The sequence below is a fragment of the Comamonadaceae bacterium M7527 genome (genome assembly GCA_021044545.1).
Classification (GTDB): domain Bacteria; phylum Pseudomonadota; class Gammaproteobacteria; order Burkholderiales; family Burkholderiaceae_C; genus RS62.
In genome coordinates, this window is record CP087990.1 from 515,923 (window position 1) to 529,298 (window position 13,376).

At 56.8% G+C, this 13,376-nt stretch carries 9 protein-coding genes, 2 tRNA genes and 2 pseudogenes; 10 read left to right on the top strand and 3 right to left on the bottom strand.

Annotation, left to right across the window (positions count from 1 at the left end; translation table 11 throughout):
* Positions 1-12 precede the first annotated feature (12 nt).
* Complete coding sequence (locus tag LN050_02465) at positions 13-2,433, top strand: YgiQ family radical SAM protein (protein ID UFS56743.1); 2,421 nt, start codon at positions 13-15, stop codon at positions 2,431-2,433.
* A 30-nt stretch (positions 2,434-2,463) separates the two neighbouring features.
* Here LN050_02465 and LN050_02470 read toward each other — a convergent pair whose 3' ends face one another.
* Together LN050_02470 and pobA are read right to left on the bottom strand one after the other, a co-directional pair.
* On the bottom strand, positions 2,464-3,354 hold the full coding sequence (locus LN050_02470; GenBank protein ID UFS56744.1) for a CoA transferase: 891 nt from the start codon (positions 3,352-3,354) through the stop codon (positions 2,464-2,466).
* Positions 3,355-3,392: 38 nt separating this feature from the next.
* Positions 3,393-4,574 (bottom strand): 4-hydroxybenzoate 3-monooxygenase, encoded by a 1,182-nt coding sequence (pobA, locus tag LN050_02475; GenBank protein ID UFS56745.1) that lies wholly within the window; start codon positions 4,572-4,574, stop codon positions 3,393-3,395.
* Positions 4,575-4,693: 119 nt separating this feature from the next.
* Here pobA and LN050_02480 point away from each other — a divergent pair, with 119 nt between their 5' ends.
* A complete protein-coding gene (locus tag LN050_02480; GenBank protein ID UFS56746.1) occupies positions 4,694-5,611 on the top strand; it encodes a helix-turn-helix domain-containing protein in 918 nt (305 codons plus the stop codon).
* Between the two features lie 20 nt (positions 5,612-5,631).
* Here the strand turns inward: LN050_02480 and LN050_02485 are convergent, their stop codons facing one another.
* Positions 5,632-6,126: a flavodoxin domain-containing protein gene (locus LN050_02485; protein UFS56747.1), complete on the bottom strand. Its 495-nt coding sequence runs from the start codon at positions 6,124-6,126 to the stop codon at positions 5,632-5,634.
* Positions 6,127-6,206: 80 nt separating this feature from the next.
* Between LN050_02485 and LN050_02490 the strand changes: the two genes are divergently transcribed.
* The 8 genes and pseudogenes from LN050_02490 (at position 6,207) to LN050_02525 (ending at position 13,369) form a co-directional block, all read left to right on the top strand.
* Positions 6,207-6,283, top strand: a tRNA-Pro gene (locus LN050_02490).
* A 78-nt stretch (positions 6,284-6,361) separates the two neighbouring features.
* Positions 6,362-6,438: transfer RNA gene (locus LN050_02495), tRNA-Arg, on the top strand.
* Between the two features lie 112 nt (positions 6,439-6,550).
* Complete coding sequence (locus LN050_02500; GenBank protein UFS56748.1) at positions 6,551-7,519, top strand: MurR/RpiR family transcriptional regulator; 969 nt, start codon at positions 6,551-6,553, stop codon at positions 7,517-7,519.
* Positions 7,520-7,566: 47 nt separating this feature from the next.
* Positions 7,567-8,877, top strand: a pseudogene (locus LN050_02505) (aspartate aminotransferase family protein).
* 193 nt (positions 8,878-9,070) lie between these two features.
* Positions 9,071-10,030 carry a TAXI family TRAP transporter solute-binding subunit gene (locus LN050_02510; protein ID UFS57298.1) on the top strand — a complete coding sequence of 320 codons (960 nt, stop codon included), beginning with the start codon at positions 9,071-9,073 and terminating at the stop codon, positions 10,028-10,030.
* A 96-nt stretch (positions 10,031-10,126) separates the two neighbouring features.
* Positions 10,127-12,077: pseudogene (locus tag LN050_02515) on the top strand (TRAP transporter permease).
* Positions 12,078-12,188: 111 nt separating this feature from the next.
* Complete coding sequence (locus LN050_02520) at positions 12,189-12,707, top strand: DUF3394 domain-containing protein (protein UFS57299.1); 519 nt, start codon at positions 12,189-12,191, stop codon at positions 12,705-12,707.
* A 5-nt stretch (positions 12,708-12,712) separates the two neighbouring features.
* Positions 12,713-13,369 carry an aspartate/glutamate racemase family protein gene (locus tag LN050_02525; protein UFS56749.1) on the top strand — a complete coding sequence of 219 codons (657 nt, stop codon included), beginning with the start codon at positions 12,713-12,715 and terminating at the stop codon, positions 13,367-13,369.
* Positions 13,370-13,376: the final 7 nt, after the last annotated feature.

Here is a 13,376-nt window from a genome sequence, read left to right on the forward strand (position 1 = left end):
CGCCAGCCCCACATGAACATGCCCCTAGACGTTTCGCTGTTTGCGCGTAACGCCAAACCCATTACCAGCTACCGCAAATACTGGGCTCACCGCTTTGGTACGGCCAAGTTTTTGCCCACTAGCCGCGCGGAAATGGACGCTTTGGGCTGGGACAGCTGCGACATCATCATAGTTACCGGTGACGCCTATGTAGACCACCCCAGCTTTGGCATGGCCGTGATCGGGCGCACATTGGAAGCACAAGGTTTCAGGGTAGGCATTATTGACCAGCCTGATTGGCAAAGTGCCGAGCCTTACAAGGCGTTGGGAAAACCCAATTTGTTCTTCGGCGTGACCGCGGGCAATATGGATTCCATGATCAACCGCTACACGGCTGATCGCAAAATTCGCTCAGACGATGCCTATACCCCGGGTGGGCAGGGCGGCTCAAGGCCAGACCGTGCCGCCTTGGTCTATTCGCAGCGGTGTCGCGAAGCCTACAAAGACGTGCCTATCGTGTTGGGCGGCATTGAAGGCTCGTTGCGCCGCATTGCCCACTACGATTACTGGCAAGACAAAGTGCGCCGCTCGTTGGTGGTGGACTCCAAATGTGACTTGCTGTTGTACGGCAATGCCGAGCGCGCCATTGTGGAGATTGCCCACAGGTTGGGTAAAGGTGAGTCGGTTCAAAATATTGTGGACGTGCGCGGCACAGCTTTTGTGCGCCGGTCCACGCCAGAGGGTTGGTTTGAAATCGACTCAACTGAGGTGGACCAGCCCGGGCGCGTAGACGCCCATGTGAATCCTTACCTCATGGTGTCCGAGCAAGCTGCGGCGCAAGGTGAAACTTGTGCACGCGAAGACGAAGCCAAGGCCGTCGCCGATGCCAGCAACAACAATGTCAGCAAGACTGTAGTCAAGGCAACTGAAACAGCCGATAAAGCCGATGCAACCGATGCAACCGATGCAGCTGGTAAGGGCGACAAGGCTCAATGGACAGAAAAAGCCGACCAGGGAGGCGTAAAGCCCTTGCAGTTCATGGCCAACCCAAGCCTGGCCAGTCGCAAAGGCGGCGTGTGGACGCCACCACGCGATAGGACAGTGATTCGTATACCGTCTTATGAGCAAGTCAGGCGCGACCCTGTGTTGTATGCCCACGCCAACCGCGTGCTGCACCTTGAGACCAACCCAGGTAACGCTCGTGCCTTGGTGCAAGCCCATGGCGAGGGTCACACTGCGCGTGACGTATGGATGACGCCGCCGCCCATTCCGCTGACCACAGCCGAGATGGACCACGTGTTTGATCTGAACTACGCTAGAAGCCCACACCCCAAGTACGCCGACAAGAATGGTGGCTTTGATGGTGAAACCAAAATCCCCGCGTGGGAGATGATTCGCTTTTCCGTGAACATCATGCGCGGCTGTTTTGGTGGTTGTACTTTTTGCTCTATCACCGAGCACGAGGGGCGCTTGATTCAAAGCCGCTCTGAAGATTCTGTCATCAAAGAGGTTGAGGCCATACGCGACACCGTCAAAGGTTTTACCGGCGTCATTTCCGATTTGGGCGGACCCACTGCCAACATGTACCGCATTGGCTGTAAAAGCCCAGAGATTGAAGCGGCCTGCCGCAAGCCCAGCTGCGTATACCCGGGTATTTGTTCTAACCTCAATACTGACCACAGCCACCTCATCAAGATGTACCGCCGCGCGCGGGAGTTGAAGGGCGTCAAGAAGATATTGGTGAGCTCAGGCCTGCGTTACGACTTGGCGGTTGAGTCGCCAGAGTACGTGAAAGAGCTGGTGACCCACCACGTGGGCGGTTATCTCAAAATTGCGCCCGAGCACACCGAAGGGGACCCGCTTTCCAAGATGATGAAGCCTGGCATTGGCACTTATGACCGATTCAAGCAGATGTTTGAAAAGTTCAGCGAGCAGGCGGGCAAAAAGCAATACCTAATCCCTTACTTTATTGCAGCGCACCCCGGTACGCGCGATGAAGACATGATGAACTTGGCCGTTTGGCTAAAGGCCAATGGCTTCAAGGCTGACCAGGTTCAAACCTTTTACCCCAGCCCCATGGCCACCGCCACGGCGATGTACCACACGGGGAAAAACCCACTGCGCATTGGACGTGACTCTGAGACGGTGGACATTGTGCGTGGTGACAAGCGCCGGCGTTTGCACAAGGCGTTTTTGCGCTACCACGACTCCAATAACTGGCCGCTGCTGCGTGAGGCATTGAAGTCTATGGGTCGAGCCGACTTGATTGGCAATGGCAAGCACCATTTGATACCCAGCTACCAGCCTATGGCCACTACCGGTTACGCCAGCCCGCGCCGTAAAAACAGCACGCCGCTAAAGGCACGCCCTGGCCGCTTGCTCACGCAGCACACCGGTTTGCCGCCACGCGAAGGCATTAAAGCGGGCAAGCCTGGCACTGCGAAAAAGTCTTAGGCACAGGTCGCCACGGCGGCGGTTTGATGCTCACATGGTGTGCAGTGGCAAGTCGTTAGCAACTGCCAGCTTGTCGAGTTGGGCTTTGGTATGCCTCTTGAAAAAAGCAGCCAGTTGTATTTTGGTGCCAGCTGCAAACCAGTCCACCGCAGCAGCGCCCACGCCAGACTTTTTTGAAGGTTTGAGCGCGGCAGCCTGCGCCAGTGCCGCGGCAAAGTGTGGCTCCAATGCCGCTACCGCCACCCGACCATCGGCGCAGGCGTAGACGTTGTAGCCTGCATGGCCACCACCTACCGCACCGTCTGCCGTTGTCAGCCCCCAAGCTCTTGGCAAGCCCAGCCATTGCGCGGCGTTACTCAATGCCACTTCGCTGCGCGTGGCTTTGCCAGCGCGCGCTCTTGTGAGCAACGCAGCCATGGTGGCTTGCGTCGCCATCAGCGCGCCACCCATATCGGCAAACAAACTGGGCGGCAGGCTAAGGCCGTTGACCAAGTCTTGCGCTGCCATGTAGGTGAGGTCGTGCCCAGGCTTGTTGGCCAACTCGCCCGGCGCGCCCACTACGTCTATATGAATAAGGTTGGGAAACCGCTGGTGCAAGCTGCGCCAGCCCAGCCCCAACTTGCGCATGGCCGCAGGCCTGAAGGAGCTGAGCAGCACATCGGCTTTGGTGAGCTGCCTGGACAAAGCCGCTTGGCCCACATCGGTTTTGAGGTCAATGGTGTGCAGGCGAATGCCCTCGTGCAGCTGTGCGTAGGCTTTGGGCTTGTAATAGGCCATGGGGTCACCGCTGGGCGGCTCAACCTTGGCGCAAGTGGCCCCCAATGCGCGCAACTGCATGAGGCAGGCCGGACCTGGCAGGTTGAGGGCAAGGCTTACAACGCGTATGCCGCGAAGGGGTTTTGAGTTGGAGGGGGTGATCATGGCTGCAGTGTACAAACCTGGCCTTGGTGTTTGTGTCGCTACAGCGGCAAGCCTACGTAGTTTTCTGCCAAGCTGGTCGAGGCTGCTTGCGAGTGCACCAGATAGTCCAATTCGGCCTCTTGTATTTTTTGATTGAAGCTGCCCAACTCAGGAAACTGGTGCATCAACGAGGTAAACCACCAGGAAAAACGCTCGGCTTTCCAAACCCTGGCCAAGGCCTTTGCCGAATAGCCTTTGATGCCCCCTGTGTCGCGCTCATTAAAGAAGCGGTCGAAAGCTTGCGTCATGTACAACACATCCGACACCGCAAGATTGAGGCCTTTGGCCCCAGTGGGCGGCACGATGTGGGCGGCGTCGCCGGCCAGCAGCAGGCTGCCAAACTGCATGGGCTCTGTGACAAAGCTGCGCAGGGGCGCAATACTTTTTTCAATTGATGGGCCTGTTACCAATTCTTGTGCGGCTTGCGGGTCCAAGCGCAGGCGCAACGCTGCCCAAAAGGCGTCGTCGCTCCATTGCTCGACCTTGTCTGTCAATGGGCATTGCACGTAGTAGCGGCTTCGTGTTGGGCTGCGCATAGAGGCCAGCGCAAAGCCATGCTGTGTGTTGGCATATATCAACTCGTGGGCAACGGGCGGCACGTCGGCCAGCACGCCCAACCAGCCAAAGGGGTAAACCTTTTCAAAGGTTTGTAGGGCGCTGGCGGGTACGCTGGCGCGGCAAACGCCGTGAAAGCCGTCACAGCCCGCAATAAATCTGGCGCTTACCTCATGGCTTTGACCATTGTGTGTGTAGGTCACACGTGGCGCGTCACCTTCAAAGTCATTGATCGCCACGTCGCTGGCACTGTAGACCGTTTGCAAGTTGGCAGCGGCGCGCGCTTGCATCAGGTCTTTGGTGACTTCGGTTTGCCCGTACACCATGACTTGTTTGCCGCCGGTGAGTGCGGTCAAGTCTATGCGGTGGCGCTGGCCTTTAAACAACAAGTCAAAGCCGCTGTGCGGCAAACCCTCTTGATGCATGCGGGCGTCAACGCCCACACTAGTCAGCGCATCCACGGTGGTTTGTTCAAGTACGCCAGCTCTTATGCGACCCAGGACGTAGTCAGGGCTTTGGCGCTCAATGATGATGTTGTCAATGCCGGCCTTGGCCAGCAATTGCCCCAGTAGCAAACCAGATGGACCCGCACCAACGATGGCGACTTGTGTAGAGCGTGTAGACATATGGGGGGCGTTTTTTAAAGTTGTAATGCGCTTGAGCTTAGGTTGGCGTTTTGATGCGTGCAAACGCCTGATGCTGTCTTTGTGCGCTACATGGCTACTTTGCGCGATAATCGCGCATCATGCGTTCACCACCCACCAAATCACCACTAAGCCATGCAGCGCCCGCCAACATGCAGCAAGCAGACTTTATTGCTGGCCTTGCTAAAGGCTTGGGCGTGCTGCAGGCCTTTGATGTCAATCGCCAGCGCCTCAACGCCACGCAGGCCGCACAGCGCGTCGGTTTAACGCGGGCGGCGGCCAGGCGTTATTTGTTAACGCTGCAGGCTTTGGGCTACTTGGACTCTGACGGCACACAGTTTTGGCTGACTCCCAAGGTGTTGCAGTTCAGTGGTCATTACTTGGCGTCTGCGCAGTTGCCCCGTGTCGCGCAGCCCACGCTAGATGCCTTGAGCATGCATACCCATGGTGCTTTTTCTGTAGTGGTTGCCGACGGGGCTGAAGTGGTCATCGTGGCCAGAGGCCGCGACAGCTTGCGCGCTGCTGTGGCGCAGTTGCCACCAGGTGGCTCAAGCGCTGACAATCGCCTGCAAGATCGTGAGGCCTCTATTGCCCATGCGCGAAGCGTAATGGGCATGGCGCAAGGTTTGCACCTGGGGGCGCGCTTGCCCATGCACGCCACGTCTACAGGGCAGGTACTAATGGCGCACTGGAGCAACGAGCAGTTGGAAGCGTGGCTGAAATTACACGCTTTGCGCCCATTGACGCCGTACACCATCACCACCGCGACTGCATTGAAGAAACGCTTGCAGCACATTCGCAAGTGCGGCTGGTGTTGTGCCTCGCAAGAGCATGAGTTGGGCGTGCAAGGCTTAGCTGTGCCTGTGTACAGAGGTGACGGCCATGTTGTGGGCGCGCTGAATGTGGTCAATAGCGTGGCACTGGGTAAACCCACTGCTGCATCAGATCAGGACGCGGTGGCGCAGCAATGGCTGGCGTGGTTGCAAGAGGCCGCTCAGCGGCTGCGCACCTTGCTGTAAGGCTTGCTGCTATGACTGGCTCATGTCGCTGCAGCTTGCACCACGTGCTTGGCCCATTCAGTAGCCCACTGTGCTGCCGTTTCGTTGGCGTCGTCCAACCCGCTGGCATCGTGCTCAAACATCAGGCCCAGGCGCTGTGCGCCCAAGTCTTGCAGTTTTGCATCCAGTAATTTGGCGCCAGCGGCGTAGGTGGCACCGTAGCTGCTGTCGCCCAGCGCCATGAGTCCATAGCGCACGTGGCCTAAAAAAGTGGGCTCCAGGTCAAACGAGGCCAGAAAGGCTTGCGCGTTGTCTGGCACATCGCCGCTGCCATGGGTAGACGAGCACACTATGAACAGCTTGTTGGCACTGTCGTCGACTTGTCCGAAAACAGCTATACCGTCGTCGGGCGTTAGTTTGCTGACCTCTATGTGGGTAAATGTGGCGCTTAGTACCTGTGCGGCGGCTTTGGCGGCGTTGAGGGCCCTGTCACCAGTGGTGGCAACCAGTATGTGTAGGTGGGTAGGTGTGCTCATGGGGAAGAGGGGGTATTACAAAATTAAATTACACCACGCTTGAAAAACATCCAAACTTCGCGCTAGAATCTAGGGCTTGTCGGAGCGTAGCGCAGTCTGGTAGCGCACCTGGTTTGGGACCAGGGGGTCGTAGGTTCGAATCCTACCGTTCCGACCAGTTATCCATGGTGAACCCATGCCTAGGCCCATCTTGTTGGGCCTTTTTTTTGGGTGAATAATGTGGGTTGTACCCGATCTGGCCGTAGCTCATCTGGATAGAGCAATGTCCTTCTAAGACATGGGTAGGGGGTTCGAGTCCCTCCGGCCAGGCCAATGTTCTGTTGTGCGAGGGGTAGTGGTGTCTGTTTGGCCTTGATGGCCATTTTTTTCGTCCCACACTGAAACAAATGTATCAATAGTGAAAATAAAGATACAATTGTTTCTTATGCAACAAGAGTCACACACGCTGGCTGCTCGCATAGAGCGGCTGTTTGACACCCTAAGCCCTGAGCTGCAGTCGGCCGCGCGGTGGTTGCTTGCCAATCAACAACAGGCGGGTGTGGTGTCCATGCGGCGCTGCGCTGTGATGGCCGGGGTGTCGGCAGCCACCATGACGCGCTTGGCCAAGGCCCTTGGCGAGACGGGTTTTGCTGCCCTGCAAGCGCAACTCAGCGCTAACACTTTGGCGCTGGCCAAACAACAGCTTGGTCAGCCATGGTCAAGCCATGAGCCTCATGCCTATGAGAGCAATGCGCGCACGGCCAAAAGCAATGCGCAGTGGTTGCAAGACCTGCGCTCGTCACATATTGGCAACGTCGCATCGGTTGCACACGCGATAGACACAGCCGCTTGGCAGGCTCTGGGTGTGCGTTTGTTGCAGGCCAGGCGTTTGGTGTGCCTGGGTGTGCGTGCCAGTTTTTCGGTGGCGCAGCAGTTGCACTATGCCAGCAGCTTGCTGCGTCCCAATGTGGACTTGCTGCATACCAGCGGTGGTGAGGCAGATGTGTTGTGCGACTTGGATGAGCGTGATGTCTTGGTGGCTATCTCGCAAGCGCCTTATGCACAGTTGGCGCTTGAGTCTGCCCATCAAGCCAGGCGCCAAGGCCTTTATGTGGTGGCCGTGACAGACAGCAGCGTGAGCCCGTTTGCGCAAATGGCTGATCAAGCGGTGGTGTTTGAGGCGCAGTCTGTTTCATTTTTTCCGTCCATGCTGGGCAGCTTGAGTGCCATTGAGACCATGCTGGGTGCCATGGCGGTTGCCGCTGAACCGCATCACCTAGAACACCTTGCCAGACGAGAGCGCTATTTGCGCGAGCGCCAAGCCTATGTGCTGTCCGCCAAAGACAGCGCAGGCTTTTTGCAACTGACACCTAATCACGCCAATGACCAGCTCAATAGCGGTCGCAACGTTTAAACACCATGAACACCAAAGATCTGGCCTCTGCCATCATTCATCGCCACATGGCGTTTAAGCCTGCCACTGCCGTGTCGTCATCGGCGTATGTATGGATTGAGGACGCCCAGGGCAAGCAATACATGGATGCGTCAGGCGGCGCGGCGGTGTCTTGTTTGGGGCATGCACACCCTGAGGTGTTGGCCGCCATGCACCAGCAAATTGACAAGCTGGCGTATGCACACACCAGTTTTTTTACCACCGACGTGGCTGAAACCTTGGCCCAGCAGTTGGTACAACACGCACCTGCAGGCTTAGACCGTGCCTATTTTGTAAGCGGCGGCTCAGAGGCCGTGGAGGCAGCGCTGAAGATGGCGCGCCAGTACTTTGTGGAAATTGGTCAGCCCCAGCGTAAACACTTTATCGCTCGCAAGCAAAGCTACCACGGCAATACCCTGGGCGCCCTGGCCGTGGGGGGTAACGCCTGGCGTCGTGCGCAGTTTGAGCCTTTGCTGATTGACGTGACCCATGTCTCAGCTTGTTACGCCTACCGAGACCAAACGCCTGATGAAACACCTGCGGCCTACGGCCAGCGTTTGGTGCGTGAGTTGTCAGACGCCATTGACAACCTCGGCGGCGACAAGGTGATTGCCTTTGTGGCGGAAACCGTGGGGGCGCCACAGCAGGTGTGTTGCCGCCTGTTGAGGGTTACTTTAAAGGTGTGCGTGAGCTGTGCGACAAGCACGGCATTTTGCTTATCCTGGACGAGGTCATGTGCGGTATGGGCCGCACGGGTAGCTTGCACGCCTGTGAGCAAGAGGGTGTCGCACCTGACTTGCTAACCATTGCAAAAGGCTTGGGTGGTGGCTACCAACCCATTGGTGCTGTGCTGGCACACACACGTATTGCGCAAAGTTTTGCAAAGGGCACCGGGCTGTTTCAACATGGCCACACCTACATAGGTCACGCAGTGGCGTGTGCGGCGGCTTTGGCGGTGCAAACCATCATTCAACGTGACCAATTGGTCGCCCAGGTGTGTGAGCGCGGCGCCTGGTTTGGTGATGCGCTGCGCGCCAGGTTTGCGCAGCATCCGCATGTGGGTGATGTGCGGACGCGGTTTGTTCTGGGGTTTGGAGTTGGTGGCCGACAGGGCGACCAAGCAGTGGTTTGACCCACAGCACAAACTGCACGCGGCTGTCAAACGAGCGGCCATGCAAGAGGGCCTGATGGTCTACCCCATGGGTGGCACCGTTGATGGACGCTGCGGTGACCATGTGTTGCTGGCGCCACCGTTTATTGCCAGCCAAGATGAGTTGTCGCAAGTGATAGACAGAATGGCGCGGGCTATTGATGTGGGTCTTGCATCAGTATCTGCCTGATGTACAGGCCCAGCGTTTTTCTTGTCGTGCACAATACCGCCCTCACGGGTGGGAATGGTTTAGGTTGGCATGTATTCGTGCTAACCTGAAGTGTGAGAGTTGTTAGTGGTTTGGCTGTTGACACAGCTGATATGACAATTCATTGTTTTAAAAAGAGGAGTTCAGGTATATGAAATTAGTGATTCAAAAAAGTATGGCTCATTTGGCCATTGCCGCAGCCAGCATGGCTTTGCTGATCCCAGCTGCACAGGCGGCTGAGCAGCGCTTTATGACCATAGGCACAGGCGGCGTGACTGGCGTTTACTACGCAGCAGGTGGCGCGATTTGCCGTTTGGTCAATAAAGACCGCGCCACACACGGCCTGCGTTGCTCTGTGGAGTCAACCGGCGGCTCTGTGTTCAACATCAACACCATTCGCGCTGGCGAACTAGACTTTGGTGTGGCCCAGTCTGACTGGCAGTACCACGCAGCCAATGGCTCCAAGGTGTTTGAGAAAGACGGTGCTTTCAAGGAATTGCGCGCGGTGTTCTCTATTCACCCTGAGCCCTTCACCGTGTTGTCACGCAAGGAAGCCAACATCAGCAAGTTTGAAGACTTCAAAGGCAAGCGCTTCAACATTGGCAACCCAGGCTCAGGTACACGTGCTTCCATGGAGCAGTTGCTCAGCGCAATGGGTATGAGCAAGGACGACTTCTCGGTGGCGTCAGAGCTCAAGGCCGACGAACATGGCGCAGCTTTGTGCGACAACAAAATCGACGGCTTTTTCTACGGCGTGGGTCATCCTTCCGCCAACATCCAAGACCCCATCACCACTTGTGGTGCCAAATTGGTGCCTTTGACCGGTCCCGCTGTGGACAAATTGGCAGCCGAGAACAGCTTTTACGCCAAGGTTGAGATTCCAGGCGGCTTGTACGCAGGTCAGGACACACCCGTACCCACCTACGGTGTGTTGGCAACTTTCGTCACGTCAACAAAGGTGTCAGACGATGTGGTGTACGCCTTGGTCAAGGGCGTTTTTGACAACTTCGACGACTTCAAAAAGCTGCACCCTGCGTTTGCCAACTTGAAGCCAGAGAACATGATCAAGAACGGCTTGTCTGCACCATTGCACCCAGGTGCTGTGAAGTACTACAAGGAAAAAGGTTGGATGTAATCGCATAGGCGAACATAGACCTGATGTCGCAAAAAAGCTCCACCGCGTGGGGCTTTTTTGTCGATAGGGAGACGGCTTTTAACTCGGCACAACAGGATGACAGCAACAACTAAAAATCAACCCAACGCGTCTGAAGTGGACGTGAACCAGTTGGTGCGTGACAACGACACGGGCGGACGCAAACCCGGGCCGCGCGTTGCTGCGTTCTTGGCCGCTGTGGCCTTGGCATGGTCGCTATTCCAACTATGGATCGCGTCGCCACTGCCTTTTTCATTGGGTATTTTTGTATTCAATGACACAGAGTCCCGCGCCATTCATTTGGCGTTTGCCGTGTTTTTGTCGTTTATGGCCTATCCGGCCAGCAAGCGCTCATCGCGTGCGCTTGTGCCGCTGCTGGATTGGTTGCTGGCGCTGACCGCTGCATTTTGCGCGGCCTACCTGTTTTTGTTTTACAACGAGTTGTCGACTCGTCCTGGGCAACCCACAGACTTTGACGTCGCCGTTGGCGTGGTGGGTATGGCGTTGTTGCTGGAGGCCACGCGTCGGGTCTTGGGCATGCCCATGGTGATTGTGGCGGGTCTGTTTTTGCTGTACACATTCGCTGGGCGCTACATGCCAGGCCTCATAGCCCACCGTGGCTATTCTTTGTCGCGTGCCATGAGCCATCAGTGGCTGACCACCGAAGGTGTGTTTGGTGTGGCGCTGGGTGTGTCCAGTAGCTTTATCTTTTTGTTTGTCCTGTTTGGTTCGTTGCTGGACAAAGCTGGCGCGGGCAACTACTTCATCAAATCGGCCTTTGCGCTGTTGGGACATATGCGCGGCGGCCCAGCCAAGGCGGCCGTTCTGTCGTCTGCGGCGACTGGCATTATTTCTGGCTCATCCATTGCCAACGTGGTGACAACCGGCACGTTCACCATTCCACTCATGAAGCGTGTGGGCTATAGGCCAGACCAGGCAGGCGCAGTAGAGGTGTCCAGTTCGGTGAACGGGCAGCTTATGCCACCAGTCATGGGGGCCGCTGCGTTTTTGATGGTGGAGTACGTGGGTATTCCTTACACGCAAGTGATAAAGCACGCGTTTTTGCCGGCCATCATCTCTTATGTGGCGCTGTTGTACATCGTTCACTTGGAGGCTTTAAAGGCCGATATGCAAGGCTTGCCAAGACGTGGCAATACCCCTTGGCAGCAACGCATGTTGTCGTTTGGCTTAACCGTTGCTGGCTTTATTGTGTTGGCAGGCGTGGTGACGTGGGTCATTGGTTTTCTTAAGACTGTACTGGGCGCTGATGCCGTGTGGCCCATTGGTGTGGGCTTGTTGGCCACCTATGTGGGCTTGCTGTGGTTTGGTGCCCAGCAGCCACAGCTGGAGCTAGATGACCCCAATGCCCCGGTGTTTGAATTGCCTGAGACAGGACCTACGCTGAAATCAGGCTTGCACTATTTGTTGTCTGTTGTGGTGCTGATTTGGTGTTTGATGGTTGAGCAACTCTCTCCTGGTTTGTCAGCGTTTTGGGCCACCATGTTTATGGTGTTCATCATGCTGACCCAAAAGCCAATCATCGCGGCATTTAGGGGAGGCGGCGTGGGTATCGCAATTCAAAGCCGGCTGGGCAGACTTGGTAGACGGCCTGGTAGCCGGTGCGCGCAACATGATTGGTATTGGGGTGGCCACGGCTGCAGCCGGCATTATTGTGGGTACTGTGTCTCTAACTGGCGTGGGTCTGGTGATGACAGAGGTGGTTGAAATACTGTCTGGTGGCAACCTCATCGTGATGCTGGCGTTGGTAGCCGTTATCAGTCTCATTTTGGGGATGGGCCTGCCCACTACGGCCAACTACATTGTGGTGTCTACGCTCATGGCGCCCGTGGTGGTTGAGCTGGGCGCGCAAAGTGGGCTGATCGTGCCGCTGATTGCCGTGCACTTGTTTGTGTTCTACTTCGGCCTGATGGCGGACGTGACGCCGCCTGTGGGCTTGGCGTCTTTTGCTGCTGCCGCTATTGCGCGAACAGATCCACTCAAGACAGGTGTGACGGCGTTTGTTTACAGCATGCGCACGGCCATTTTGCCGTTCCTGTTCATCTTTAACACCCAGTTGTTGATGATTGGTATAGACGGGACTTGGCACTTGTTCTTAACCGTGTCCAGTGCGCTGGTGGCCATGTTGCTGTTTGCGGCAGCCACTCAAGGCTACTTTTTGGTGCGCTCCAAGTTGTGGGAGTCGGCCGCGTTGCTGCTGATCACCTTTACCCTGTTTCGTCCAGGCTTTTGGTGGGACATGGTGTACCCACCGTTTGCCGCTATCCCGGCCGCACAAATGGCGCCGCTGATTGAAGCTGCCCCGGCCAACACAGGCAAACGTGTGTGGGTAGAGGGCTTGAGCCTGGAAGGCAACGAAGTGCGCAAAGGCGTGCTGTTGCCGCTGGGGCCAGAGGGTAGCATGAAGCAGCGCCTTGCTCACTCAGGCCTGAGCGTCATGACCCAGGGTGACGGCTTGCTGGTCAGCATGGTGCGCTTTGGCAGCAAGGCTGAAAAGCTGGGGGTTGAGCAAGGCTTTGTCATCACGCAAGCCGAAGTATCCACAGACCGCCCCGACAAAGAGTGGATGTTTGTGCCGGCACTGGGCTTGTTGGCCCTGGTCTTGTTGTCGCAGCGCCGTCGTAAAGTCAAAAAGGCCTGACGTTTATGACGCGTATTGCACTCATACATGCTTTGGCGCATTCGGTTGCGCCTATCAACGAGGCCATGGCCGCGCAATGGCCGCAAGCCTCGCGCATGAACCTGCTAGACGACAGTTTGTCTGCTGATCTGGCTGCGAACAGCCGTGGCCTGGATGAGGCCATGACCCAGCGCTTCTTGCGCTTGGGTCAATACGCAGTCGATACAGGCGCGCAGGCCATGCTTTTTACGTGTTCGGCCTTCGGGCCTTGCATTGATGCGGTGGCCAAAGCCCACCCCAACATGCCTGTGTTAAAGCCCAACGAGGCCATGGTGGAGCAAGCGCTCGCATGGCAGCACAGCGCACAAAAGCCTATTGGTTTGATTGCTTCTTTTGCGCCCACATTGGCATCTATGCCGCCAGAGTTTGGCGCTGAGGCGGCCTTGCAAACAGCGCTGGTTGAGCCCGCCCTGTTGGCCTTGAATGCTGGCCGTATCGACGAGCACGATGCGGCCGTGTTGGCCGCCGCGCGGGCGCTGGTGGACAAGGGCTGCGGTGTGATTGCCCTGGCGCAATTCAGCATGGCCAGAGCCGCTGCCTTGTTGCGCCGTGAGTTGCAGGTGCCTGTGCTCACGACGCCAGACAGCGCTATTGACAAGCTCAAGACCAAGCTGCTGGTTTAACCTGCTT

Coding starts and splice junctions, on each gene's coding strand:
- LN050_02480 (UFS56746.1), top strand. CDS start 4,694: ATGCGTTCACCACCCACCAAATCACCACTAAGCCATGCAGCGCCCGCC.
- LN050_02485 (UFS56747.1), bottom strand. CDS start 6,126: ATGAGCACACCTACCCACCTACACATACTGGTTGCCACCACTGGTGAC.
- LN050_02465 (UFS56743.1), top strand. CDS start 13: ATGAACATGCCCCTAGACGTTTCGCTGTTTGCGCGTAACGCCAAACCC.
- LN050_02470 (UFS56744.1), bottom strand. CDS start 3,354: ATGATCACCCCCTCCAACTCAAAACCCCTTCGCGGCATACGCGTTGTA.
- LN050_02500 (UFS56748.1), top strand. CDS start 6,551: ATGCAACAAGAGTCACACACGCTGGCTGCTCGCATAGAGCGGCTGTTT.
- pobA (UFS56745.1), bottom strand. CDS start 4,574: ATGTCTACACGCTCTACACAAGTCGCCATCGTTGGTGCGGGTCCATCT.
- LN050_02525 (UFS56749.1), top strand. CDS start 12,713: ATGACGCGTATTGCACTCATACATGCTTTGGCGCATTCGGTTGCGCCT.
- LN050_02520 (UFS57299.1), top strand. CDS start 12,189: ATGTTGCTGTTTGCGGCAGCCACTCAAGGCTACTTTTTGGTGCGCTCC.
- LN050_02510 (UFS57298.1), top strand. CDS start 9,071: ATGGCTCATTTGGCCATTGCCGCAGCCAGCATGGCTTTGCTGATCCCA.